This is a genomic window from Saccharopolyspora sp. NPDC045941, from assembly GCF_056431445.1.
Genome location: NZ_JBWKKU010000010.1, coordinates 36,422 through 59,868 on the forward strand (window position 1 = coordinate 36,422; position 23,447 = coordinate 59,868).

At 71.1% G+C, this 23,447-nt stretch carries 21 protein-coding genes; 15 read left to right on the forward strand and 6 right to left on the reverse strand.

What is annotated here, in order from left to right:
- Positions 1 to 245: 245 nt before the first annotated feature.
- Entirely contained in the window at positions 246 to 5,264 is a 5,019-nt protein-coding gene (locus AC07FN_RS10425; RefSeq protein WP_478395367.1) for a tetratricopeptide repeat protein, read from the forward strand.
- Positions 5,265 to 5,330: 66 nt separating this feature from the next.
- On the opposite strand, the gene AC07FN_RS10430 is transcribed toward AC07FN_RS10425, so the two are convergent.
- The 3 genes from AC07FN_RS10430 to AC07FN_RS10440 all read right to left on the reverse strand — a co-directional run bounded on the left by AC07FN_RS10430 (position 5,331) and on the right by AC07FN_RS10440 (position 6,872).
- Positions 5,331 to 5,654, reverse strand: coding sequence for a hypothetical protein (locus tag AC07FN_RS10430; RefSeq protein ID WP_132490443.1), 324 nt, complete (start codon positions 5,652 to 5,654; stop codon positions 5,331 to 5,333).
- Positions 5,638 to 5,871 carry a DUF397 domain-containing protein gene (locus AC07FN_RS10435; protein ID WP_478395368.1) on the reverse strand — a complete coding sequence of 78 codons (234 nt, stop codon included), beginning with the start codon at positions 5,869 to 5,871 and terminating at the stop codon, positions 5,638 to 5,640. Before AC07FN_RS10435 ends, AC07FN_RS10430 begins: the two co-directional genes overlap by 17 nt.
- Positions 5,872 to 5,981: 110 nt before the next feature.
- Positions 5,982 to 6,872, reverse strand: a complete 891-nt coding sequence (locus AC07FN_RS10440; protein WP_478395369.1) for a helix-turn-helix domain-containing protein — start codon at positions 6,870 to 6,872, stop codon at positions 5,982 to 5,984.
- A 200-nt stretch (positions 6,873 to 7,072) separates the two neighbouring features.
- Here AC07FN_RS10440 and AC07FN_RS10445 point away from each other — a divergent pair, with 200 nt between their 5' ends.
- The 6 genes from AC07FN_RS10445 to AC07FN_RS10470 all read left to right on the forward strand — a co-directional run bounded on the left by AC07FN_RS10445 (position 7,073) and on the right by AC07FN_RS10470 (position 12,254).
- Complete coding sequence (locus AC07FN_RS10445) at positions 7,073 to 7,912, forward strand: SAM-dependent methyltransferase (RefSeq protein WP_478395370.1); 840 nt, start codon at positions 7,073 to 7,075, stop codon at positions 7,910 to 7,912.
- A 140-nt stretch (positions 7,913 to 8,052) separates the two neighbouring features.
- On the forward strand, positions 8,053 to 9,216 hold the full coding sequence (locus tag AC07FN_RS10450) for an acetyl-CoA C-acetyltransferase (RefSeq protein ID WP_478395371.1): 1,164 nt from the start codon (positions 8,053 to 8,055) through the stop codon (positions 9,214 to 9,216).
- 45 nt (positions 9,217 to 9,261) lie between these two features.
- Positions 9,262 to 9,723, forward strand: coding sequence for a MaoC family dehydratase N-terminal domain-containing protein (locus tag AC07FN_RS10455; RefSeq protein ID WP_478395372.1), 462 nt, complete (start codon positions 9,262 to 9,264; stop codon positions 9,721 to 9,723).
- Positions 9,724 to 9,726: 3 nt separating this feature from the next.
- The gene (locus tag AC07FN_RS10460; RefSeq protein ID WP_452615805.1) at positions 9,727 to 10,155 is read left to right on the forward strand and encodes a MaoC family dehydratase; all 429 of its coding nucleotides are present in this window, start codon (positions 9,727 to 9,729) and stop codon (positions 10,153 to 10,155) included.
- Between the two features lie 175 nt (positions 10,156 to 10,330).
- Entirely contained in the window at positions 10,331 to 10,963 is a 633-nt protein-coding gene (locus AC07FN_RS10465) for a TetR/AcrR family transcriptional regulator (RefSeq protein WP_478395373.1), read from the forward strand.
- 250 nt (positions 10,964 to 11,213) lie between these two features.
- Complete coding sequence (locus tag AC07FN_RS10470; RefSeq protein ID WP_478395374.1) at positions 11,214 to 12,254, forward strand: MBL fold metallo-hydrolase; 1,041 nt, start codon at positions 11,214 to 11,216, stop codon at positions 12,252 to 12,254.
- Positions 12,255 to 12,297: 43 nt separating this feature from the next.
- On the opposite strand, the gene kstR is transcribed toward AC07FN_RS10470, so the two are convergent.
- Positions 12,298 to 12,906 carry a cholesterol catabolism transcriptional regulator KstR gene (gene kstR / locus AC07FN_RS10475; RefSeq protein ID WP_478395375.1) on the reverse strand — a complete coding sequence of 203 codons (609 nt, stop codon included), beginning with the start codon at positions 12,904 to 12,906 and terminating at the stop codon, positions 12,298 to 12,300.
- A gap of 161 nt (positions 12,907 to 13,067) precedes the next feature.
- Here kstR and AC07FN_RS10480 point away from each other — a divergent pair, with 161 nt between their 5' ends.
- The 3 genes from AC07FN_RS10480 to AC07FN_RS10490 are packed head-to-tail and all read left to right on the forward strand — an operon-like array spanning position 13,068 to position 16,106.
- Positions 13,068 to 14,321, forward strand: a complete 1,254-nt coding sequence (locus AC07FN_RS10480) for a glycosyltransferase family 4 protein (protein ID WP_478395376.1) — start codon at positions 13,068 to 13,070, stop codon at positions 14,319 to 14,321.
- A 2-nt stretch (positions 14,322 to 14,323) separates the two neighbouring features.
- Positions 14,324 to 15,046 (forward strand): class I SAM-dependent methyltransferase, encoded by a 723-nt coding sequence (locus tag AC07FN_RS10485; protein WP_478395377.1) that lies wholly within the window; start codon positions 14,324 to 14,326, stop codon positions 15,044 to 15,046.
- The gene (locus AC07FN_RS10490) at positions 15,033 to 16,106 is read left to right on the forward strand and encodes a prenyltransferase/squalene oxidase repeat-containing protein (RefSeq protein ID WP_478395378.1); all 1,074 of its coding nucleotides are present in this window, start codon (positions 15,033 to 15,035) and stop codon (positions 16,104 to 16,106) included. The genes AC07FN_RS10485 and AC07FN_RS10490 overlap by 14 nt, the downstream gene beginning before the upstream one ends.
- Before the next feature lie 295 nt (positions 16,107 to 16,401).
- On the opposite strand, the gene AC07FN_RS10495 is transcribed toward AC07FN_RS10490, so the two are convergent.
- Positions 16,402 to 17,085, reverse strand: coding sequence for a class I SAM-dependent methyltransferase (locus AC07FN_RS10495; protein WP_478395379.1), 684 nt, complete (start codon positions 17,083 to 17,085; stop codon positions 16,402 to 16,404).
- Between the two features lie 201 nt (positions 17,086 to 17,286).
- Here AC07FN_RS10495 and AC07FN_RS10500 point away from each other — a divergent pair, with 201 nt between their 5' ends.
- Genes AC07FN_RS10500 through AC07FN_RS10520 form a run of 5 tightly spaced genes read left to right on the forward strand, consistent with a single transcriptional unit; the run spans position 17,287 to position 22,074 of the window.
- The gene (locus AC07FN_RS10500) at positions 17,287 to 18,339 is read left to right on the forward strand and encodes an acyl-CoA dehydrogenase family protein (protein ID WP_478395497.1); all 1,053 of its coding nucleotides are present in this window, start codon (positions 17,287 to 17,289) and stop codon (positions 18,337 to 18,339) included.
- A gap of 8 nt (positions 18,340 to 18,347) precedes the next feature.
- Complete coding sequence (locus AC07FN_RS10505; RefSeq protein ID WP_478395380.1) at positions 18,348 to 19,520, forward strand: acyl-CoA dehydrogenase family protein; 1,173 nt, start codon at positions 18,348 to 18,350, stop codon at positions 19,518 to 19,520.
- A gap of 12 nt (positions 19,521 to 19,532) precedes the next feature.
- The gene (locus AC07FN_RS10510; RefSeq protein WP_478395381.1) at positions 19,533 to 20,489 is read left to right on the forward strand and encodes a bifunctional MaoC family dehydratase N-terminal/OB-fold nucleic acid binding domain-containing protein; all 957 of its coding nucleotides are present in this window, start codon (positions 19,533 to 19,535) and stop codon (positions 20,487 to 20,489) included.
- On the forward strand, positions 20,486 to 20,911 hold the full coding sequence (locus tag AC07FN_RS10515) for a MaoC family dehydratase (protein WP_452615814.1): 426 nt from the start codon (positions 20,486 to 20,488) through the stop codon (positions 20,909 to 20,911). Before AC07FN_RS10510 ends, AC07FN_RS10515 begins: the two co-directional genes overlap by 4 nt.
- Positions 20,908 to 22,074: a lipid-transfer protein gene (locus AC07FN_RS10520; RefSeq protein ID WP_452615815.1), complete on the forward strand. Its 1,167-nt coding sequence runs from the start codon at positions 20,908 to 20,910 to the stop codon at positions 22,072 to 22,074. Before AC07FN_RS10515 ends, AC07FN_RS10520 begins: the two co-directional genes overlap by 4 nt.
- Before the next feature lie 376 nt (positions 22,075 to 22,450).
- On the opposite strand, the gene AC07FN_RS10525 is transcribed toward AC07FN_RS10520, so the two are convergent.
- The gene (locus tag AC07FN_RS10525) at positions 22,451 to 23,425 is read right to left on the reverse strand and encodes a helix-turn-helix transcriptional regulator (protein WP_478395382.1); all 975 of its coding nucleotides are present in this window, start codon (positions 23,423 to 23,425) and stop codon (positions 22,451 to 22,453) included.
- Between the last annotated feature and the right edge of the window lie 22 nt (positions 23,426 to 23,447).

The window sequence follows — 23,447 nt, forward strand, 5'->3', positions numbered from 1 at the left end:
GGTTGAGGTGAACGGACCGTTTGCCTCGTCTACCGGGGTGAACGGGCCGTTCGCCCCGGGCGGCCGGCGACCCAGAGTCCTGTTTGGACGGAAGTGCGGCATCGTGGGACGCACGAGCCCGGCCTCGGGTTGCTGTCGCGATGGGTGATCTTCGTCGTGCCCCGGATGGAGGGGATTCGCCCGAAGCCCGGGTGCCGGACCGATATCCTCGCCGCGATCGATGATCACCTGATCGGAGGCACGGCATGTCACTCTGGGAACAGCGGGTCACCCGAGCTCGGCAGCTGTGGATCAGCGGTGATCAAGCCGCCGCCGAGCACGAATTGCGGACCGTCCTCGACGACGGCGACTTCGACAGCTCCGTGCACGCGGCGTGCCTGCTCGGCGGTCTGCTCGACGAGCGCGACGACGCCGCCGGTGCCCGCGCGATGTACCAGCGGGCGCTGGACTCCGGGCACCCGATCTACGCCCAGACGGCCGCGATCTCGCTGGGCCTGCTGCTCTTCGACGCCGACGACCTGACCGCCGCCCAGGCGGTCCTGCACTTCTCCGCCTACGGCGCCGACCCGGACGCGGCCGGGCGCGCCAACGCCCTGCTGGCGCAGGTGCTGCACATGCTCGGCGACACCGAGGGCGCGCGCGAGGCCCGAGACCGCGCACTGGCCTGCAACGATCCCGCCGTGGTCGAGCTCGCCCAGGAGCTGGACCTGCCGGGCCCCGGCGAGCGGTCCGCCGACGAGTACCTCCAGGTCGCCTACGAGCAGGCGTGCCTGCTGCTGGACCAGAGCCGGGACCACGACGCCGAGCCGATCCTGCTGCGGCTGCTGGACAGCGGGCACCCGAAGTACGGATCGCTGGGCGCGGCGAAGCTGTACACGCTGCACGTCGACGACTCCGCGATGGCGCGCCGGATGGCCGAGCGGATGATCGCCTACCGCCATCCCGAGCACCTCGGCTGGGGCTACGTGCTGCTCGGCGGCGTGCTGGAGGACCTGGCCGACCTGCCCGGTGCGGCCGACGCGTTCCGGCAGGCAGCCGACGACCCGCGCCCCGACGTGCGGCTGCACGCGCTGATCCACCTGGGCATGGTGCACCGCGAACTCGGCCGGGCCGACCAGGCCCGCGAGACCTACCAGCGGGTGATCAATACCCGCCACCCGCGCTACTCGACCGAGGCGCTCGGCGTGCTCGCCGAGTTGCAGCGCGACGAGGGCGACATCGCCGGAGCCGTCGAGACGTTCGGCAAGGTGGCCGATTCCGGGCATCCGGAGAAGGCGCCGCTCGCCGCGTACAACATGGGCGTCCTGCTCTACGAGCACGGAGACCAGGCGGCCGCCGCCGAGGCGTTCCGGAAGGCCGCCGACGCCGACGACCCGCACGTCGCGCACCAGGCCGAGCTGGCACTGTCCATGATGGACGTGATCGACGCGCAGGAAGCCCCGGAAGGCGGCGACGCCAAGCAACTCGCGCAGCGCGCCCGCGAGGCGGCCGCGGCGGGCGACCTCGCCGCCGCGCGAGCCGCGTACCAGCAGGTCATCGAGATGGAGGTGCGCATCTGGTCGGTGATGGCGGCCAACTCGCTCGGCCTGGTGGAGGCGACCGCGGGCGAGCCCGACCGGGCGCGGCGGGCGCTGCGCTGGGCCGCGACATCCGACGAGGGATCGCTGGCGCAGGACGGCGCGTTCCGCCACGCGCTGCTCGACGAACCGGCCGCGCAGCCGGTGCTGCAAGCGCTGCTGCAGTTCGAGCACGGCGACGGCAGCATGATCGACGCGCTCATCGCCGGCGCGGAGCCGGAGGCCCGCGACCTGGCGGCGGTGATCAAGGCCGAGCACGTGATGACCATCGACGTGCCGGAAGCGGTGGAGATGCTCACCGGGCTCGCCGAATCGCCGAACCGGCTGGTCTGGACGAAGGCCGGTCACCTGCTGGCCCGCTGGCTGGTGCGGGAGCAGCGGCTGGAGGACGGGCTGCGGATGCTGCACCGGGTCGTCGGCGAAGGACATCCCGCACTGCGGCCGTGGGCGGCGTCCGAGCTCGGCGATCTGCTGCTGGACCAGGGAGATCTCGAAGGCGCCATCGCGGCGTTCGAGACCGCGGCGGCCACCGGGCACTCCGTCGTGCTGGGCGAGGTGTTCGGGAAGCTCGCGCTGATGTACCGCACCTGGGACCGGCACGACGAGCTGCTGGACCTCTACCGCCGCACCGCGGCCGGCAGCCACCCCGAGTTCGGTCCGCGGGCGGCGTTCCTGCTCGGCGAGGAACTGGTCGAGGCAGATGACCTGGAGTCGGCGCTGGAGCTGTTCACCAAGGCGGCCGACTCCACCTCCGCCGCCGCGCCGGTCGCGTCCTTCGGCATGCACGCCATCCGGCAGGAACTGGACGCCGCGCGGGCGAGCTTCCTCGCGCTGACCGACGACGAGAAGCCGCACTACACGGCCACGCAGCTGTGCCTGAACCTGGCGCACCGTTACCAGGGCCGGGGCGCCGCCGAGTTCACCGACTGGGCGTTGCGGCTGGTGGTCGAGGCCGGCCACCCGGAACGGGTCCAGCAGGGCTGGCTCTTCCTCGGCGCACTGCGCAACGAGAGCGGCGACGTCGACGGCGCGGTCGAGGCGTGGGAGCACGCGGCCCGGAGCACGGACGACGACGAAGCCGCGGTCGCGAAGTGCAGCCTGGCGGATCTGCTGCAGGACCGGGGAGAGCTCGACCGCGCCGATGCGCTGCTGGACGAGGTCGCCGCGGGCGACACCGCCAACACCGTGAACGCCGCTCTGAGGCTGGGCGCACTCCGCTTCGAGCGGGACGACACCGACGGCGCGATGGAGGCGTTCCGTCGCGCGGAGTCGGTGGGAACCCGCGTCGAAGCCGCTCACGCCACCGCCAGCATCGCTGTTCTGCTTTCCCGGCGCGGAGAAACCGAGCGCGCGCGGGAAACGTTCGAGCGCGTGATCGCCTCGGGCGTGCCCAATGTGCAGGCCCAGGCCGCGCTGGACCTGGGCAACATGCTCCGGGACAACGGCGACGCAGCGGGCGCGAAGGACGCCTACGAGCGGGCTCTGGAGTTCGGCGACCCCGACGTCACGCCGTACGTGTACCAGCAGATGGGCGTCGAAACCGCCGAGCAGCGGGGATTCCGGCTGATCCAGGACGGCGACGTCGAAGGCGCCCGGGCGGCGATCCGCGAGCACTTCGGCTCGGCGCGCGTCGCCGACTACTGGTGCACCTCCTGGAGCGACCCGGCGGCCGCGGCGTCGATCCTGTCCGGCGCCTTCGGCGACGACCTGCAGACCTGTTCCGAGCTCGGGCTGGACTTCGGCCGGGCGCTGGCGAACAACGACGACCCGGCGGCCCGGGAGTTCTTCCGGATGGTCGCCGACCACGGGCATCCCGCGCTGGTGCCGAAGGCCCAGATCGCGCTCGGGGAACTCGCCGAAGGCGAGCGGGAGCACGCGATGGCGCTGGCCTGGTACCGCCGCGCGAGCTCCGCCGACGAACCGGAGGCCACCGCGAAGGCCGGTGTGCTGCTGGCCCAGCTGCTGACCCGGCTGCACGACCAGGAAGGCGCGAAATCCGCGTGCCGGCACGCGATCGCCGCGGGCTCCGGCATCTGGGCGGTGGACGCGGGCGTGCTGCTCGGCCACCTGCACCTCGTCGCCGGGGAGGTCGCCGAGGCACGCGAGATCTGGGACCGGGCCGAGGAAGGCGCCGAAACCCCCGAGCAGTTCGGGGCCGTGCTGCACCACCGCATCGAGCAGCTCGGCGAGACGAGCGACGAGGCGTTAGAACTGCTGCGCCGGGCCGCGCACTCCACCGACCCGAAAACGGCGGTCATCGCGATGGGCCTGCTCGGCGAGCGCGCCGAGGACCCGGCCGAGGCCATCCGCTGGCTCGGCGAGGCCGCGGAACTCGGGATTCCCGGGCATTCCGACGCCGTGCGCGGGCGGCTCGGCGAACTGCTGCTGTCGCAAGGAGACCGGGACGCGGCGCGAATCCAGTTCGAGCGGGTCAGCCGCAGCGACGAGCCCGACATCGCGGCGCGCGGCGAGTTCGGGCTGGGCCTGATCCGCTACGAAGCGGACGATTTCACCGGTGCCGTAGCCGCTTTCGTCAAGACCGCGTCCTACACCTCCGACGACGACATGGCGGAGGACGCGCTGAACAACGTCCGCGTCGTGCTCGACGGGCAGCGCGCCGCGGGCGATCATCTCGGCGCCGCGAACACCCTGCGCCGGCTCGCCGAAGTGGTGCCCGAATCCCACGTCGCGGAGTGGGCCCACGAGACCGGCGTGGAGTTCCTGGAGACCGAGGACCCCGACGCCGCGCTGATCTACCTGCGGTGCGCGGTGGAGATCGGCGCCCCGGAGCCCGCGCCGGAGGCGGTGCTCGCGCTGGGCGAGGCGCTGCAGCTGCGCGGCGACTCGGCGGGCGCGCGGCAGGCGTACGAGCGGGTGCTCGCCACCGGCGACGAAAACCGCGCCGCGATGGCGAAATACCGGCTGGTCGAACTGCTCAAGGACGACGACCCGGCCGCCGCCGAGGAACTCATGCGGAGCCAGGACGGCGTCCTGGCTCCGGCGATGAAGGCGATGCTCGGGCTCAAGCGGCGCGAGGAGGGCGACACCGCCGGGGCGATCGAGGCGTTCCGGGAAGCGGCGGGCAGCGCCGACGACCGGTTCTCGCCGATGGCCACCTACGCGCTGGCGCAATCCCTGCGCCAGGACGGCGATCTCGACCAGGCCCGGCAGACCTACCTGCGGCTGATCGAGTCCGCGCCGGAGGACCACTACGCCGGGGAGGCGCTGCTGGAGCTGGCGTCGATGGCCTTCCAAGCCGAGGACTACGCGGAGGCCCACGACTGGAGCCTCCGGGCGTGGGAATCCGACGACGCGGAGCTGTCCGCGAAGGCGGCGATGAACCTCGGGGTGATCGCCAAGCGCCGCCGCGACATCGCCGCCGCGGCGCCGTGGTTCCAGGCGCTGATCGACCTGGGACATCCCAACGCCGCGCTCGCCGCCGCCCACCTCGCGGAAATGCACTACTGGCGCGAAGATCACGCCGAGGCCGTCCGGCACTACGAGTACACCCTGGCGAGCACCGAAGACCCGGAACTCATCGCCGAGGCCGCCTACCGGGTCGGCGAGATCCGCTACCGGCGCGGCGAAGTCCAGCAGGCGCGCGAACTCCTGAACCGGGCGGTGCGCACCGAGGACCCGTCCTTCGCCGACCAAGCCACGAAGCTGCTGACCGAGCTGGGCGCGTAGCGGACTCGTGAGTGCTTTGGTCCGCCATGGCGGACCAAAGCACTCACGAGCGCGGGAAACCGAAGGTCAGGCGCGCACCGTGATGAGGCGTTCCGGGAGCGCGAGGACCTGGTCGAGCACGTCGCACGCCGAACCGGCCGTGCGCCACTGCGCCTCGGCCCGGTCGTCCCGGAAGTCGGCCCCGCGGGAAACCCGCGCGGCGCGCACATCGTCTTCGCCGCGGAGCTCGACCACGTCGACGATGTCGGCGTGCGGGCGCACGTAGATCAACGCCATGAGCTCGCCGTCGGTGTCGCGCACCGGCGGCATCAGCCGGAAGCCCCGCGCCACCAGCTTGCGCAGGCGGATGCTGGAAGCGTCCTGGTCCTCAACTTCAACTGACGAGGTCATCGAACTCACCGTCCTTGGCGCCGCGCACGAAAGCGGCCAGCTCGGCTCGGGTGTAGATCAGCGCGGTGCCGTGTACCTGGCGAGACTGGCGCATCGCGATGGTGCCGTCGTCCAGGGCCGCGACCTCTACGCAGTTGCCCCACTTACCGCTGTGGCGCGACTTCTGCCAGGTCACATCGCCCAGCGCGGAGACCGGGACCTCGAACTGACCGTGCATCAGATCTCCCTCGGTCGACTGCACATGCAATTGCATTCGCCATTGCGCCGGACCGTACCACAGCTCTGCGCACACGCGCGATCACTGTGCGTACTCGAACTATTTCGGCGTCAGAGCGCTTCGCGGGCTTTTCGCAGCAACTGGCGGGTTTGCTCCGGAGTGCGGGCGTCCACCATCAGTCGATCGAGTGTCCTGCCGTACCACTCGATCTCCTCCCGCTTGTCCAGGTACAGCGCGCCGCCCAGGTGCTCCAGGTAGACCACGTCCGGCAGTTCGGGCTCGTTGAAGCGGAGCATCGTGAACGAGCCCTCCGCCGCGTACCCGCTGAGCGAGAACGGCACCACCTGCAGCGCGATGTTCGGCAGCTTGGTCATCTCCAGCAGGTGGTCGATCTGCGCGCGGAGCACGGCGGCGCCGCCGATCGGCCGGTGCAGCACGGATTCGTCGATGACCGCCCAGAGCCGGGGCGCGTCCGGGCGGGCGAGCAGCCGCTGCCGCTTCATGCGCAGCGAGACCCGGCGCCGGGTCTCGTCATCGGCCAGCTTCGGGTGTCCCGAGCTCGCGATCGCCATCGCGTAGGCCTCGGTCTGCAGCAGGCCCGGCACGAACTGCAGCTCGTAGGTCTGGATCCGGGAGGCGACCCCTTCGAGCCCGACGTAGTCCTGGAACCACTGCGGCATGGCCTCCGCGTACCGGTTCCACCAGCCGGGCTGCCTGGATTCGGAGACCAGCCGGAGGAAGTGCTCGCGCTCCGCCGGATCGGTCACGCCGTACATCGTGAGCAGGTCCGCGACGTCGCGTTCCTTGAACCCGACCCGGCCCAGTTCCATCCGGCTGATCTTGGATTCCGAGCCGCGGATGGCGTAGGCGGCCTCGGCGGGCAGGATCTCCGCGGCCTCCCGCAGCCGGCGCAGCTGCGCGCCCAGGATGATGCGCCGGGCCGTCGGGCTGCCGTCCGGTCCGGTCGCGTCGCCGTCGGCGGATCCCGCTTCCCGAGCCATCGCCGCACCTCCTGGTCGAATTTCCGCCCGATTCTCGCACCGCCGCGGTGGATGCACCCGCACCGATCGATCCACTCGTTCGGCTCAAGATCGACTTGCGCGACCTCACATTCTTAGCACGCCGGACGTTTACTCCCCGAAATGAAGCTCGTACTCTGTGCAACCCCGAGGCACCTGACATCATCCCTAAGCGAGGAACCATGGCAGCCGACCTCACCGCGTCCGACGGGGAAGCGACCCCGGTCCACATCGACACGAGCAAGGCCAGCATCGCCCGCGTCTACGACGCTTTCCTCGGCGGGAAGGACAACTACGAGGTGGACCGCGAGGTCTTCCGGCGCGTCCGGGAGGTCACGCCGGAGGCCGCGCAGCTGGCCTGGGACAACCGCCAGTTCCTGATCCGGGTCAGCCGGTTCATCGCCGCGGAAACGGGGATCACGCAGTACCTCGACTGCGGATCGGGCCTGCCCACCGCGGAGAACACCCACCAGGTGGTGCAGCGGATCAAGCCGGAGTCGCGGGTGGTCTACGTGGACAACGACCCCGTGGTCCTCGCCCACGGTCGCGCGTTGCTGGAGGAGAACTCGCAGACGCACTTCAGCCCCGCCGACATCTTCGAGCCGGCGCGCATCCTGCAGGACGAGGTCGTCAACCGGCACCTGGACCTCTCCGAACCGGTCGCGCTGTTCCAACTGGGCACGCTGCACCACTACGACGGCGAGCGACCACCGGCCGACATCATGCGGGAATACGTCGACGCGCTGCCATCGGGGTCCTACGTGGCCATCAGCCACTTCCTCGACCCGGAGACCGAGGAGTACAACGAGCTGGCCCGGCGGATGGAGCAGGCGTTCCTGCACAGCCCGATGGGCACCGGGGTGTTCCGCACCCGCGCCGAGATCGAGGCGATGTTCCCGGGCCTGGATTTCATCGACCCGGGCCTGGTGAAGTGCGCGGACTGGTGGCCGACCGGTCCCCGCCTCAACCCGCTCTACCCCGTCCAGCACTGCATCGCAGGAGCGGTGGCCCGCAAACCCTGACGCCGCAACGTTCTTCGTCTCTACCAAACACTTGCTTGTTAGGTTAGACTCCGGCTGCCGCTGGTGTCCAGCGGATCGAGCCTGCCCGGCCGGCGCCTCTCCCGGATCAGCCGACCGGTGCCTGCGACGGAGGGACGGTCATGGCGGAGGCGTACATCATCGACGCGGCGCGGACCCCGGTGGGCCGGCGCGGCGGTGGGCTCAGTGGCATCCACCCGGCCGACCTGTCCGCGCACATGCTCCGAAACCTGGTGGCCCGCACCGGGATCGACCCGTCGGCGGTCGACGACGTGGTGTGGGGATGCGTCGACGCGGTCGGCGCGCAGGCGGGCAACATCGGCCGCACCGGGTGGCTGGCGGCCGGGTTCCCGGAGCACGTCCCGGGCGTGACGATCGACCGCCAGTGCGGTTCTTCCCAGCAGGCGGTGCACTTCGCCGCCCAGGCGGTGCTCAGCGGCACGGCCGAGCTGGTGATCGCCGGCGGCGTGCAGAACATGAGCGCCATCCCGATCGGCAGCGCGCTGCTGGGCGGTGCGGAGCTCGGATTCCCCGTCGCCTACGGCCCGAACTCCGGTTCCGCGGGCTGGCAGGACCGCTACGGCGATGTTGAGGTGACGCAGTTCCGCGGTGCCGAGCTGATGGCCGAGAAGTGGGACATCTCCCGTTCGGACATGGAGGAGTTCGCGCTGACCAGCCACCGGCGGGCGATCGACGCGATCGACGCGGGCCGGTTCGACGAGGAACTCGCGCCGGTAGCGGGTGTCGAGCGCGACGAAGGTCCGCGCCGCGACACCAGCAAGGAGAAGCTCGAAGGGCTCAAGGCGCTGCGCGAGGGCGGCCGCATCACCGCCGGGCTGGCCAGCCAGATCTCCGACGGGTCCTCGGCGCTGCTGATCGCCTCCGAGCAGGCCGTCGCCGACCACGGCCTGACGCCGCGAGCGCGCATCCACCACATGAGCGTGCGCGGCGACGACCCGGTCTTCATGCTGTCGGCGCCGATCCCGGCGACCCGGCACGCCCTGGCGAAGGCCGGGCTGAGCGCCTCGGACATAGATGTGGTGGAGATCAACGAGGCCTTCGCGAGCGTGGTGCTGGCCTGGCTGAAGGAGATCGACATCGACCCGGCTCGGGTCAACCCCAACGGCGGCGCGATCGCCCTGGGCCATCCCCTCGGCGCGACCGGGACCAAGCTGATGACGACGATGCTGGCGGAACTGGAACGCACGGGCGGTCGCTACGGACTGCAGGCGATGTGCGAAGGCGGGGGCACGGCGAACGTGACGATCATCGAGCGCCTCGGCTGACGGGCGCCGCGGGAGCACGGATTTCGGCGGTGTGGGAGGAGTTTCATGGCCATCAACCGGGAATTCGTCGGGCATACCTTCGGTTCCGGTGAACCGTACGAGGTGACGCGCGGCAAGATCCGCGAGTTCGCCGACGCCATCGGCGATGCCAACCCGGCCTACCGCAGCCCGGATGCTGCTCGCGAGCTCGGGCATCCCGACGTGATCGCGCCGCCGACCTTCGGCATCGTCGCGGCCGGCGCCGCGTCGTCGGGCAACCCGATCCGGCGCCCCGAGTTCGGCCTCGACTACCGGATGGTCGTGCACGGCGAGCAGGAGTTCCGCTACCGGCGGCCGATCCGCGCCGGTGACGTGCTCACCGCGACGGGCCGGATCGCGGAGATCCGCGACGCCGGGCGCAACGAGCTGGTGCGCATCGAGACCGACATCCGCGATGGCGCCGGCGAGCTGGTGTGCACCGCGGTGAACGTCATCGTGTCGCGGGGCACCGCGGCCGGAGGGGAGTGAGGCATGCCGGCGAGCGTGCGCTACGACGACGTCGAGGTCGGCACCGAGATCGGTCCCGAGCGCTATCCGATCCACCGGCTGACGCTGGTGAAGTACTGCGGGGCTTCCGGTGACTTCAACGTGATCCACTGGAACGAGCGGATCGCCAAGCAGGCGGGGCTGCCGGACGTGATCGCGCACGGCATGCTCACCATGGCGGAGGCGGCACGGCTGGTCACGGACTGGGTGGGAGACCCGGGCGCGGTGCTGGAGTACGGCGTCCGCTTCGCGAAGCCGGTCGTGGTCCCGGACGACGACGAAGGGGTCGAGGTCGTGGTCGCGGGTCGGGTGGCGGAGAAGCTCGGCGACAAGCAGGCCGTGATCGAGCTCGCGGCCACCGCTGGGGGAGTCGACGTCCTGGCCAAGGCCAGGGCCGTCGTCCAGCTCACCTGACCCTGTTCCCGTTGTCAGGCAGCGGGAACAGGCGCCTCATTCGGTCACGGCATGGTCGCGCTCCGGTCGGTGAGTCGCTGCAGTGCCGGGCGATGCTTTCCGGGTGACCGTCGATTTCTCGCGAAATCGGTCACCTCCGGCGGTGCGGTCGGGAGTGTTCTGCGAAGATGGCGTCGTGGCTTCGACCAAGCGCTTGTCCGCCCGTGGCCGCGCGGCGCGGGATTCCGGCGGCTCCGGGCGGCGGGCCGAACTGCTGGCCATCGCCGGCGAGCTGTTCGCCACCCGCGGTTTCCTCGCCACCACCGTGCGGGACATCGCCGACGCCGCCGGGATCCTCTCCGGCAGCCTCTACCACCATTTCGACTCCAAGGAGTCGATGGTCGACGAGATCCTGCGCGAGTTCCTCGACGCCCAGCGCGAGACCAACGAGCAGGTGCTGCGGGAGGCGAGCGACCCGCGCGCCGCGATCACCGAGCTCATCCGGCGGTCCTTCGGCGCGATGCGGCAGTACCGGGCGGCGATCGCGATCTTCCAGAACGAGTCGAAGTACCTCGGCGGGTTCGAGCGGTTCGGCTACCTGCAACAGGCGGCCGAGGACTTCGAGCGGGTCTGGACTCGCGTGTTGCAGGACGGCCGGAGCGCCGGGGTGTTCCGCGAGGACCTCGACCCCAAGGTGACCTACCGCTTCATCCGCGACATGGTGTGGACGGCGGTGCATTGGTACGACCCGAGTGGAACGCTCACCGCGGACGCCATCGCGGACCAGTACATCAAGATCCTTTGCGGCGGCATCGCGTCGCGGGAGTGACGACGCGGTCGCATTCGTCGTCGTGGCACCAGGATTCTGAAAGTCTAAATTGGATTGGGCTCGCGCGGTCGCCGGGCTTCGTCCCTTGAGCGTCGTCCCCAATGGACACTTCGGTCCGCTGCGGCCTCACGAGCCCTGAACGGCCGAGCTGTTTCGCCCAGGTTTCGAGGAACGGGGAAGCTTCTCCGCGCCGCAGAGGCCCGGGTTATCCTCGCGGGAGCAGTGTGCTGCGGATGGCTGGAGGTCAACGGTGAACGACGGTGCGGCAGAAGCACGGCACGCCTGGATCAACTCGGGGGTGTTCGAGGTGGCGCCGGGCGTGCACCGGATTCCGCTGCCGCTGCCCAACGACGGGCTGCGCGCGGTCAACGTCTACGCCATCGAAGACGGCGACGGGCTGGTGCTCATCGACTCCGGCTGGGCGCTGGACGAAGCCCGCGACCAGCTCGAATCCGCGCTCGGCGAGCTCGGATTCGGCTTCGAAGACGTGCAGCGCTTCCTGGTCACCCACGCCCACCGCGACCACTACACGCTCGCCGTCGCGCTGCGCCGCAACTTCGGTTCCCGGATCAGCCTCGGTGCGGGCGAACAGCCCTCCGTGGAGGCGCTGCTGGCCAACCGGCAGGAAGCCGAGGCCGAGCGGCTGCGGCGCTGGGGCGCGGACGAGCTGCTCGTCAAGCTCGCCGAGGCGTACGGCGGCAAGGCGCCGAAGTCCCGCAGCAGCTACGAACTCCCGGACGAGTGGCTGGAGGGCAAGGTCGAGATCCCCCTGCAGTCCCGGACCCTGCTCGCCGTGCCGACGCCGGGGCACACCCGGGGCCACGTGGTGTTCCTGGATTCCGAGTCGTCGCTGATGTTCTCCGGCGACCACATCCTGCCGCACATCACGCCGTCCATCGGCGTCGAACCGGCGCGCGCCGACCTCCCGCTGGGCGAGTACCTGGACTCGCTGCGCCTGATGCAGTCCTACCCGGACATGCGGCTGCTGCCGGCGCACGGCCCGACGGGCGGGAGCTCGCACACCCGGGCCGCGGAACTGCTGCAGCACCACGAGGAACGGCTGGACCAGACGGCCGAGGCGATCCGCGACGGGGCGGGCACCGCGTACGAGGCCGCGCTGAAGCTGGGCTGGACCCGCCGCAACCGCAAGCTGCTCGACCTCGACCTGTTCAACCAGGTGCTGGCCGTCGGCGAGACCAACGCGCACCTGGATGTCCTTGTCACCCGCGGAATCCTGACCTCGTCCGCGACGGACGGCATCGTCGAGTACGCGGTGCCCGGCCCGGCCTGACGCGACCGCCGGCGCGGGTCTTCCGGGGCGGACCCCGGAAGGCTCACGCCAGCAGCAGGCGGACGGTGAGCTCCAGGCGGTTGGAGACGTCGGACGCGGATGCGCGGCGGGTCACCCAGGCGACCAGGTTGGACAGCCACACGTCGCCGATCACCCGCGCGATCGCCTTCTCCTCTTCGGTGGGATCGTCGACGGTCATGGCGTTGGTGAAGAACCGCTCGACCAGCGCCGCGACGGTGTCGACCTCGGCCGCCGCCGAGGTGTCGGCGAACATGAACGCGCGGGTCATCGCCTCGGTCAGCTGCGGGTTGCGCTGCAGCGTCTTGGTGGTGCGGTTGAGCACGAACATGACCCGCTCGTAAGGCGTTTCGCCGGGGATCTTCGTGCGGTCCATCTTGTCCTGAGCCCGCTCGAACTCCCTGGCCAGGCCGGTCACCAGCAGGTGGATCTTGGACGGGAAGTACCGGTACAGCGTCCCCAGCGCCACGTCGGCCTTCTCCGCGACGGTGCGCATCTGGACCGCGTCGTAGCCACCCTTGGTGGCCAGCGCGATGGTGGCGTCGATGATTCGCTTGCGGCGTTCGTGCTGAGCAGTGGAACCGGTCTCGTCGTCCCGGAGCGCCTGCAGCACATTCCGCGAGGTGCTTGCCATGCAGCGTCGGTCCCCTCGAAGACTCGTTGGTCGAAACGCGTGGTGGTCACCACGCGGCTCGTCGCCGCACCACCCTGACGGGTTAAGGTGATCGACGTGGTTCGATCGAAACATGTTCCAGTCTACCCAGCCCGCCGGGCGCTGGCTGTGTGAGGTGAGTCGTGCGGATCGCGTTGCTGTCCTACCGGAGCAAGCCGCACTGCGGCGGGCAAGGCGTCTACGTCCGGCACCTCAGCCGAGGGCTGGCGGAACTGGGCCATCACGTCGAGGTGTTCTCCGGCAAGCCGTACCCGGAGCTGGATCCCGGGGTGGATCTGACCGCGGTGGACAGCCTCGACCTCTACGACGACGCGGACCCGTTCCGCACCCCGCACTGGCGGGAACTGCGTGACGCCGTCGACCTGCTGGAGGTCGGCACCATGTGGAGCGCCGGCTTCCCCGAACCGCTGACCTTCAGCCTGCGGGCGGCGAAGCTGCTGCGCGCCCGGCGCCACGAATTCGACGTGATCCACGACAACCAGTGCCTCGGCTACGGCCTGCTCGCCTTGCAGCGAGCCGGGATTCCGCTGGTCGCGACCGTGCACCACCCGATCACGCACGACCGCCGGGTCGACCTGGCCGGGACCACCGGCTGGCGGCGGGTCGGCGTGCGCCGCTGGTACGGGTTCACCCGCATGCAGGCGCGGGTGGCCCGCCGGATCCCGCAGCTGCTGACCGTTTCGGAGTCTTCGGCCGCCGACATCCGGCGCGACTTCGGCGTGGCCGCGCAGCAGCTGCAGGTGGTTCCGCTGGGCGTGGACGCCGAGGTGTTCAAGCCGCCGACCGCGCCCCGGGTGCCCGGCCGCATCGTGGCGATGGCCAGCGCGGACACCCCGATGAAGGGCATCGGCACGCTGCTGGAGGCGGTCGCGAAGCTGCGCACCGAACGCGCCGTGGAGCTGGTGCTGGTCGCGAAGCCGACGCCCGGCGGGCCGACCGAGCAGCGCATCGAAGAGCTGGCCATCGGTGACGTGGTGCGCACCGTCAGCGGCATCAGCGACGCCGAGCTCGCGGAGCTGCTCGGCTCCGCCGAGGTGGCCTGCGTGCCGTCGCTCTACGAGGGGTTCTCGCTGCCGACGGTCGAGGCGATGGCCTGCGCGACGCCGCTGGTGGCCAGCCGCGCCGGGGCGATCCCGGAGGTAGCCGGGCCGGACGGCGAGTGCGCCGACCTCGTCCCGCCCGGCGACGCCGAGGCGCTGGCGACGGCGCTGGCCCGGCTGCTCGACTCGGCCGATCGGCGGCAGCGGCTCGGCGCGGCCGGCCGGGCTCGGGTTTTGGCGAAGTACAGCTGGAAATCGGTGGCAGCGGCGACGGTCGACTGCTACGCCGAGGCGATCGCGCGGAGGGCGCGCGCCGGGGAGGGAGCAACTTGCTGACGGTGGACTTCGACAAGCTCGGCGTGCAGCCGGGCCAGCGGGTGCTGGACCTGGGCTGTGGCGCGGGGCGGCACGCCTTCGAGCTCTACCGGCGCGGGGCGGACGTGATCGCGTTCGACCAGGACGTCGAGGAGCTGGAGAACGTGGCGGCGATGTTCGCCGCGATGAAGGCCGAGAACCAGGTGCCCGACGGCGCCGCCGCGCAGACCGTCTCCGGTGACGCGCTCGCATTGCCCTTCCCGGACGAGCATTTCGACTGCGTGATCGCCTCGGAGATCATGGAGCACGTCCCCGAGGACGAGAAGGCGATGCGCGAGCTGGTGCGCGTCGTCAAGCCCGGCGGCCGGGTGGTCGTGACGGTCCCGCGCGCGTGGCCGGAGAAGATCTGCTGGGCCCTGTCGGACGAGTACCACCAGGTCGAGGGCGGCCACGTGCGGATCTACTCCGCCGACGAGCTGATCGGCAAGCTCCGGAACGCGGGCCTGCGCCCGGCGTTCCACCACTACGCGCACGCGCTGCATTCGCCGTACTGGTGGCTGAAGTGCGCGGTCGGCACCGACAACGACGATCATCCGCTGCCCAAGCTCTACCACCGGATGCTGGTGTGGGACCTGATGAAGGGGCCCTGGATCACCCGCACCGCCGAGCGCCTGCTGGACCCGGTGATGGGCAAGAGCATCGCCGTCTACCTGGGCAAGCCGGGATCGGCCCGTGCCGGGGCCTGAGGTTCCGGGCGTGCTGTCCGCCGAGGCGGCCGCCCAGACCGGCAAGGCCATCGCCGCGACGCAGCTGGCGTCCGGCGCGGTGCCGTGGTTCCCGGGCGGGCACGTGGACCCGTGGGACCACGTCGAGTCGGCGATGGCGATGGCCGCGACCGGGCTGCTCGCCGAGGCCGAGCGCGCCTACGAATGGCTGCGCGCGACCCAGCGCCCGGACGGCTCCTGGCCGTTGCAGGTGCGCGACGGGCGGATCGAGGACGCCGGATCGGACACCAACTTCTGCGCGTATCCGGCCGTCGGCGTCTGGCACCACCTGCTGATCAGCGGCGACGACGGGTTCGCGGAGCGGATGTGGCCGGTGGTGCGGGCCGCGATCGACTTCGTGCTCACCGCGCAGCGGGAGCGGGGCGAGATCGACTGGGCCGTGGGGGAGTCGGGCATCCCGACCGGCGAGGCGCTGCTGTCGGGTTGCTCCAGCATCCACCACAGCCTGCGCTGCGCCCTCGCGCTGGCCGAGTACCTGGACCAGCCGCAGCCGGGCTGGGAGGTGGCGCTGGGCCGGCTCGGGCATGCGCTGCGCCACCACCCGGAGGCGTTCACGCCGAAGCACCGGTACTCGATGGACTGGTACTACCCGATCCTCGGCGGGGCGGTGCGCGGCGAGGCCGGGCGGCAGCGGCTGTTCGCGCGCTGGTCGGACTTCGTCGTGGACGGGCTCGGGGTGCGCTGCGTCGATGACCACCCGTGGGTCACCGGCGCGGAGACCTGCGAACTGGTGCTGAGCCTGGATGCGCTGGACGAGCACGACCGGGCCCGCGACCTGCTCGCGGCGATGCAGCACCTGCGCGACCCGGACGGCTCGTACTGGACGGGCCTGGTCTACGCCGACGGCAAGCGCTGGCCGGAGGAGCGCTCGACCTGGACCGGAGCAGCGGTGGTCCTGGCGGCGGACGCGCTGTCCCGCGCGACGCCGGGCAACGGCATCTTCCGGGGCGAGAAGCTCCCGGCGGGCCTGCCGCTGGAGAACGTCCCCTGCTGCGAACTCGAAAACGTCTCGGGCACCTGATCCACCGCGCGCCTCGCCGACCACGTGTGTCCGCAATTTCAATGGAAATCGGACCTCTGATTTCCATTGAAATTGCGGAAGTTGTCCACAGCCTTCGGCGTGTCGTGGTCCGACACGCCGAAGGAGTCCAGTTTCAATTGAAACTGGACCTCAGGTTTCAATTGAAACTGCGGGCCTCGGAGCCGGGGATGCCTGGGGGCGGAGCCGGGGATGCCTGGGGGCGGAGCCGGGGATGCCTCGGGACCGGGGTCGGTGATGTTCGGGGTGGGGGTCCGGTGAGCTTCAGGGGTTCGGTTCAGGGGTGGGAGCCGGGTTCGCCCGTTGTGCGTTGGAGGACTCGGAGGGAGCCGACGACTCGGGTTTCGCGGAACGCTCCCGTTTCCAGGGCTCGGCAGTAGATCCGGTAGGGCGCTTGGCCGCCGTCTTCCGGGTTCGGGAAGACGTCGTGGATGACCAAGGCTCCGCCCGGCGCCAGCCAGTGCGCCCAGCCCTCGTAGTCCGTGCTCGCTGCCGCGTCCGTGTGGCCGCCGTCGATGAACAGCAGCGACAGCGGCGTTCGCCAGAACTCCGCGACCGCTCCGGAGCGGCCGACGATGGCCGTGACCTCGTCCTCCAGACCGGCCGCGGCGATCGTCCGGCGGAATTCGCCCAGCGTGTCCAGCTTGCCGACGACCGGGTCGACCAGGTTCGGGTCGTGGTACTCCCAGCCCGGCTGGTGCTCTTCGGAGCCGCGGTGGTGGTCGATCGTGACGATCCGGCCTCCGGTGCGGCGGGCCGCGGCGCCGAGGTAGATGGCGGACTTGCCGCAGTAGGTGCCGATTTCGGCCGCCACGCCGGTGCCGAGGTGCTCCAGCGCCGCCTCGTAGAGCGCCTGTCCCTCCTCCGGCGGCATGAATCCGGTGGCCCGCTCGGCGAGCTCGCGCAGATCCGCCGGGATCGGGGGGTGCTGCTCGCGGTCGGTGGCCGATCCCTGCGTCACGTGCGTCCTCCGTCTGGTCGGTTCGGTGCCGCCGGAATCCTACCTCCTGAACTGGGCAGTTCCGGTAGAACCTGTTGTCTTTCGCCGGGCCTGGGGTGCGGTCGTCAACGTTGTCGGGGCATCCGACCGCTTGCATTGCGGCCCGGCCGCCGGTACTACTAGAACAAGTTTCAATACTGGGCGATGGATGAGGCGGGTCGGATGGAGTTCGCCTTCGGGGAAACGCAGCAATCCGTGCAAGATCTGGCCGCCGAGGTGCTGCGACGTGAATCCGGTCGCGGTGCACCAGGCGATGGAACCCGTTACGACGAAGCGATCTGGAAGGCGCTGGGCGACGCGGGACTGAGGTCCCTGGCGGTGCCGGAGCGGCTGGGCGGGGCGGGACTCGGCGTGCTGGAGACGGCGATCGTCCTCGCCGAGATCGGGCGCGCGGCGGCCGACGTCCCCGCTCTGAGCACGCTGGCCTTCGGCGTCCTGCCGGTCGCGCGCCACGGCACGCCCGTCCAGCAGGACGAGCTGCTGGACGGCAGGATCCTCACCGCCGCGCTGAACGAGCCGTCGTCGCCGCTGCCGGACGAGCCGCGCACCGAGGCGGTGGACGGCCGGGTTTCCGGTACGAAGACCGGTGTTCTTCATGCCGACCTCGCGCACCGGATCCTGGTCTCCGCGAGCACGCCCGACGGTCCCGGCGTCGTCCTCGTCGATCCGGCAGCGCAAGGCGTGACGCTGCACCAGGTGCGGTCGTCGTCCGGCATCGAATGGTCCGTCCGCCTCGACGACGCGCCCGGCGAGTTCCTCGGCGGCGCGCCGGACCGCGCGGTGCTCGCCGACCTGCACGCATGCGCGCTCGCGGGGATCTGCGCAGTGGGTGACGGCGCGGTGGCCGGCGCGCTCGGCCACACCGCGGAACACCTGCGCACCAGGCACCAGTTCGGCAAGCCGCTGGCCGCTTTCCAAGCCGTCGCCCAGCAGATCGCCGACGTCTACATCGCCGCCCGAACCCTGCACCTGGCCGCGCAGTCCGCGTCCTGGCGGCTGGCCGCCGGGCTCGACGCGGCCGAGGACCTGGCGGTCGCCGCGTGGTGGCTCGCCGAGGAGGCCCCGCCCGTGCTGCAGACCTGCCACCACCTGCACGGCGGCCTCGGCCTGGACATCACCTACCCGCTGCACCGCTATTCGTCGTTGATCACCGACCTCGCCCGGCTGGCAGGCGGCGCGCAGCACCGCCTGGACGTGCTCGCGGCACGAGCCTGAGGAGGGGCATGTTCATCGAACTCACCGCCGGGCAACGCGCCCTGCAGGACGAACTGCGGGCCTACTTCGGCGATCTCGTGACGCGTGACGAGCGCGAGCGGATGGCGGTGGACCGGCACTGCTCCGCGCACCGCGACGTGGTGCGCCGGATGGGGCGGGACGGCTGGCTCGGCGTCGGCTGGCCAGCCGAGTACGGCGGGCGCGGCTTCGGCGACGTCGAACAGCTGATCTTCGCCAACGAGGCCGCCCGGGCGGACGTGCAGTTGCCCGCCGTGACGCTGCAAACGGTCGGGCCGACCCTGCAGGCCTACGGCACGCCCGAGCAGAAGGCGTTCTTCCTGCCCAAGATCCTGGCCGGCGAGATCCACTTCGCGATCGGCTACACCGAGCCCGACGCGGGCACGGACCTGGCCTCGCTGCGCACCGCGGCGGTCCGCGACGGCGACTCCTACGTGGTCAACGGGCAGAAGATCTTCACCACCGGCGCGCACGACGCCGACTACATCTGGCTGGCCTGCCGGACCGACCCCGATGCGCCCAAGCACAAGGGGATCTCGATCCTCATCGTGGACACCCGCGATCCCGGCTACTCGTGGACGCCGATCATCACCTGCGACGGCGCGCACCACGTGAACGCCAGCTACTACCAGGACGTCCGGGTGCCGGCGGACATGCTGGTGGGGGAGCAGGACAGGGGCTGGAGGCTGATCACCACCCAGCTCAACCACGAGCGCGTCATGCTCGGCCCGGCCGGGCGCATCGCGGGCATGCGCGACCGGGTGCGCGGGTGGGCGCGGGGCCGGGCTGCGCCGGACGGCACGCCGCTGCTCGAACTGCCCGACGTGCGCCGGGTCCTCGCGCGGGTGCGCGCCTGCGAGCGGGTCAACGAGCTGCTCAACTGGCAGGTCGCGGCGGCGGCCGCGCTCGGACCGGTGGCCGTCGCGGACGCCTCGGCGACCAAGGTGTTCTCCTCGGAGCGCATCCAGCACCTGGGCCGGCTGCTGGCCGAGGTCGTCGGCCGGCACGGCGATCCGTCCGATGTGGACACCGCGGACCTGCTCGCCTGGCTCGACGTGCAGTACAAGCGCAACCTCGTGCTCACCTTCGGCGGTGGGGTCAACGAGGTGCAGCGCGAACTGATCGCCACTGCCGGACTCGACCTGCCACGCGTGCCGCGCTGAGCCGGAGGGAACATGACCAGCACTGCCACCGCGGCGGAGGCCATCCTGGCCGCCGCCGACCGCATCCAGCAGCGCGGGCCCAGCGCCCCGCGAGCCGCGCGCGATCCCGTGAACCTCCCGATGATCAACAACTGGGTGGAGGCGATCGGCGACGCCAACCCCGTCTACACCTCGGCGGCCGACGCGGCCGCATCGGTCCACGGTGGACCGGTCGCGCCCCCGGCGATGGCGCAGGTGTGGACGATGGGCGGCCTGCACCCGGACCGCGACACCGACGACCCGCTGTACGCGATGATGGCCGCGCTCGACGACGCCGGGTACACCTCGGTCGTCGCGACCAACTGCGAGCAGACCTACCACCGGTACCTGCGGCACGGCGAGCAGCTCACCGTCACCACCCGGCTGGACGGCGTCGTCGGGCCGAAGAAGACCGGGCTCGGGGAAGGCTGGTTCGTCACCACCCGCAACACCTGGTACGTCGGCGACGAGCCGGTGGCCGAGATGCTGTTCCGGGTCCTGAAGTTCCGCCCGCCGGAGCGGAAACCCGAAGCGCCGCAACAACGGTCCGGCGCCGACGTGATCCGGCCGGCGATCGACCGGGACACCGCGTACTTCTGGGAAGGCACGGCGGCCGGCGAGCTGCGTATCCAGCGCTGCGGGCAGTGCGGGCTGCTGCGGCACCCGCCGGGGCCGATGTGCCCCGAGTGCGGCGCCACCAAGCGGACCTACCTGGTTTCCGAGGGCCTCGGCGAGGTCTACAGCTACATCGTGCACCACCACCCGCCGGTGCCGGGCAAGGAACTGCCGCTGGTCGTCGCGCTGGTCGAGCTCGACGAGGGCGTGCGGATGCTCGGCGAGCTGCGCGGCGTCGACCCGGCGGCGGTCGAGATCGGCCAGCGGGTCGTGGCCGACTTCCAGCGGATCGACGACGAACTGGTGCTACCCGGATGGAGGCCGAAGGCGTCATGACACTGGCTCGAACGCGGTCGCTCGCCGAAGTGGCCATCGGCGACGCGCTGCCGGAGGAACGCATCGAGGTCTCGCCGACCTTCGTGGTCAGCACCGCCATCGCCACCCGCGACTTCCAGGACGTGCACCACGATCGCGACCTCGCGGTGGCCAAGGGCTCCAAGGACATCTTCGTCAACATCCTCACCACCACCGGCCTGGTGCAGCGCTACGTCACCGACTGGGCCGGGCCGGAGGCCCTGGTGCGCGGGGTGGCGATCAAGCTGGGCGTGCCGTGCTACGCCTACGACGTGCTGACCATGCACGGCCAGGTCCTGGAGCGGGACGGCGACGTGCTCGTCGTGGAGGTGCTGGGCCGCAACAGCCTCGGCACGCACGTCACCGGCACGGTCCGGGTGGAACTTCCGGAGGTGGCGCGATGATCTCGGGTGAAGCGGCGATCGTCGGGATCGGCGCGACGGAGTTCTCCAAGGAATCCGGGCGCAGCGAGTTGCAGCTGGCCGCCGAGGCCGTCCGGGCCGCCCTCGCGGACGCCGGGCTGGAACCGTCCGATGTGGATGGCCTGGTGACCTTCACCATGGACAACAACACCGAGACGGCCGTCGCCCGGGAGCTGGGCATCCCGGAGCTGAGCTTCTTCAGCCGCATCCACTACGGCGGCGGCGCGGCGTGCGCCACGGTGCAGCAGGCCGCGATGGCCGTCGCCACCGGCGTGGCGGAGGTCGTGGTCTGCTACCGGGCGTTCAACGAGCGCTCCGGGAGCCGGTTCGGGCAGGTGCAGGCCGCGGCCGCCGCGGCACCGACCTCGTCGGGGCTGGACAACAGCTGGTCGTACCCGGTCGGCGTGGCCACTCCCGGCGCGCAGGTCGCGATGTTCGCCCGCCGCTACATGCACGACTACGGCGCCACCAGCGAGGACTTCGGCCGCGTCGCGGTGGCCGACCGCAAGCACGCGGCGACCAACCCCCACGCCTGGTTCTACCAGCGGCCGATCACCCTGGCCGACCACCAGGCGTCGCGCTGGATCACCGAGCCGCTGCGGTTGCTGGACTGCTGCCAGGAAAGCGACGGCGGGGTGGCGATCGTGGTGACGAGCCGGGCGCGGGCCGCGGACCTGCCGCACCCGCCGGCCGTCGTGGCCGCGGCCGCGCAGGGCAGCGGCGCCGACCAGTTCACCATGACCAGCTACTACCGCGACGACCTGGCGGCGCTGCCGGAGATGGGCGTGGTGGCCCGGCAGTTGTGGCGGCAGGCGGGGATCGGGCCGCAGGACGTCCAGGTCGGCATCCTCTACGACCACTTCACGCCGTTCGTCCTGGTGCAGCTGGAGGAACTGGGCTTCTGCGGGCGCGGCGAGGCGAAGGACTTCATCGCCGGCGGCGCGATCGAGCTCGGCGGGCGGCTGCCGCTGAACACCCACGGCGGCCAGCTCGGCGAGGCCTACATCCACGGCATGAACGGCATCGCCGAGGCGGTCCGGCAGGTCCGGGGCTCGGCGGTGAACCAGGTCGACGACGTCGAGCACGTCGTGGTCACGGCCGGAACGGGCGTCCCGACCAGCGGCCTGGTGCTATCGACGGCGTGAGCTTCGCAGTTGCGCCGTTTCCGCGCGAAAACGGCGTGGTCCGCGCCTGCGCTTTCACGCGAGAACGCCGCCCCGGGCGCCCTGCTAGCAGGACTCGCCGCACTTGGCGCAGATGCGGCCGCCGCCGCCCTGCTTCGGGACCGGCGCATGGCCGCCGCCGGCCGGGCATTCGTCCATGTTCGGGACGTGCGGGGGTCTGCATCGGAGTGCGATCCGGCCTCGGTACTGCGTGAGTTTGGCTCGGATTGCGCCGCCGACACCCATGGTTCACTCCTGATCTTCGTGCCCTCGGACTTCACGTCGGCCGAGATCGCGTCGAGGAAAAGGTGCAAACGGTCGGTTTCCCGGGGGAAATTCGGGCACTCACCGTGGTCGGCTACCCGGACAGCACGTCGAGCAATCGCCCGAGACGTGATCGCAGGTGATCGCGCAGGTCGTCCGGGGCGTCGATGGTGAAGTCGGCGTCGAGGACGGCCAGGTCGAGGACACGGCGGGTGATCGCGGGCAGCGCGTCCTCGCCGAGCCGCACGGTGCAGCTGTGCTCGTCGATCGGGGTGACCCGGTCCGGCAGCAGCGGGTGCAGGTGCTCGCGCACGGTCTCGGCGGGGGCCTGCACCGTGACCCGGGCGGAGTAGCGGTAGGGCGCGTCGATGATCGAGCGCCGGATGTGCGCGGCCGGGCTTTCCGCAGGTAGGGCTTGCGGTTCGAAGCGGCGGCCGGTGGCCAGCGGCCGGATCAGGCGGTCGGCGCGGAAGGTGCGCCAGTCCTCGCGATCGCGGTCGAAGGCGATCAAGTACCACAGGCCGCGCACCGCGACCAGGCTGTGCGGTTCGACCCGACGGGATTCCGTTGCGCCACCGCGCTTCTCGTAGTCGAAGGACAGCATCTCGTGATCGCGGCAGGCCGCCCCGATGAGCGCCAGCGTCCCGGCGTCGACCTGCGGGCCGTCGCGCACCACCACCGGCACCGTCGCGCCCGCGAGGGCTCCCACCCGGCCGCGCAGCCGGGCCGGGAGCACCTGCTCCAGCTTGGCCAGCGCGCGGATCGAGCTCTCCTCGATGCCGGTCACGCTGCCGCTCGCGGCGGTGAGCAGCCCGGCCGCCACCGCGACGGCTTCGTCGTCGTCGAGCAGCAGCGGCGGCAGGTTCTTGCCCGAGGCCAGGCGGTAGCCGCCCGCGGTGCCGGTGGTGCTCTCGACGGGGTAGCCGAGCTCGCGGAGCCGGTCGATGTCGCGGCGCACGGTGCGGCCGGTGACCTCCAGCCGGTCGGCGAGCTCGCCGCCGGACCACTCGCGGCGGCTCTGCAGCAGTGACAGCAGGCGGAGCAACCGGGCGGGCAGCGTCGTCGTCATGTTTTCAGGATCGCACACCCTT

Bases quoted from the DNA above. Each gene is read 5' to 3' on its own strand.
- AC07FN_RS10425 (WP_478395367.1), top strand. From the start codon at position 246: ATGTCACTCTGGGAACAGCGGGTCACCCGAGCTCGGCAGCTGTGGATC.
- AC07FN_RS10505 (WP_478395380.1), top strand. From the start codon at position 18,348: ATGTTCATCGAACTCACCGCCGGGCAACGCGCCCTGCAGGACGAACTG.
- AC07FN_RS10525 (WP_478395382.1), bottom strand. From the start codon at position 23,425: ATGACGACGACGCTGCCCGCCCGGTTGCTCCGCCTGCTGTCACTGCTG.
- AC07FN_RS10455 (WP_478395372.1), top strand. From the start codon at position 9,262: ATGGCCATCAACCGGGAATTCGTCGGGCATACCTTCGGTTCCGGTGAA.
- AC07FN_RS10460 (WP_452615805.1), top strand. From the start codon at position 9,727: ATGCCGGCGAGCGTGCGCTACGACGACGTCGAGGTCGGCACCGAGATC.
- AC07FN_RS10500 (WP_478395497.1), top strand. From the start codon at position 17,287: ATGGAGTTCGCCTTCGGGGAAACGCAGCAATCCGTGCAAGATCTGGCC.
- AC07FN_RS10515 (WP_452615814.1), top strand. From the start codon at position 20,486: ATGACACTGGCTCGAACGCGGTCGCTCGCCGAAGTGGCCATCGGCGAC.
- AC07FN_RS10445 (WP_478395370.1), top strand. From the start codon at position 7,073: ATGGCAGCCGACCTCACCGCGTCCGACGGGGAAGCGACCCCGGTCCAC.
- AC07FN_RS10450 (WP_478395371.1), top strand. From the start codon at position 8,053: ATGGCGGAGGCGTACATCATCGACGCGGCGCGGACCCCGGTGGGCCGG.
- AC07FN_RS10510 (WP_478395381.1), top strand. From the start codon at position 19,533: ATGACCAGCACTGCCACCGCGGCGGAGGCCATCCTGGCCGCCGCCGAC.
- AC07FN_RS10440 (WP_478395369.1), bottom strand. From the start codon at position 6,872: ATGGCTCGGGAAGCGGGATCCGCCGACGGCGACGCGACCGGACCGGAC.
- AC07FN_RS10430 (WP_132490443.1), bottom strand. From the start codon at position 5,654: ATGACCTCGTCAGTTGAAGTTGAGGACCAGGACGCTTCCAGCATCCGC.
- kstR (WP_478395375.1), bottom strand. From the start codon at position 12,906: ATGGCAAGCACCTCGCGGAATGTGCTGCAGGCGCTCCGGGACGACGAG.
- AC07FN_RS10520 (WP_452615815.1), top strand. From the start codon at position 20,908: ATGATCTCGGGTGAAGCGGCGATCGTCGGGATCGGCGCGACGGAGTTC.
- AC07FN_RS10435 (WP_478395368.1), bottom strand. From the start codon at position 5,871: ATGCACGGTCAGTTCGAGGTCCCGGTCTCCGCGCTGGGCGATGTGACC.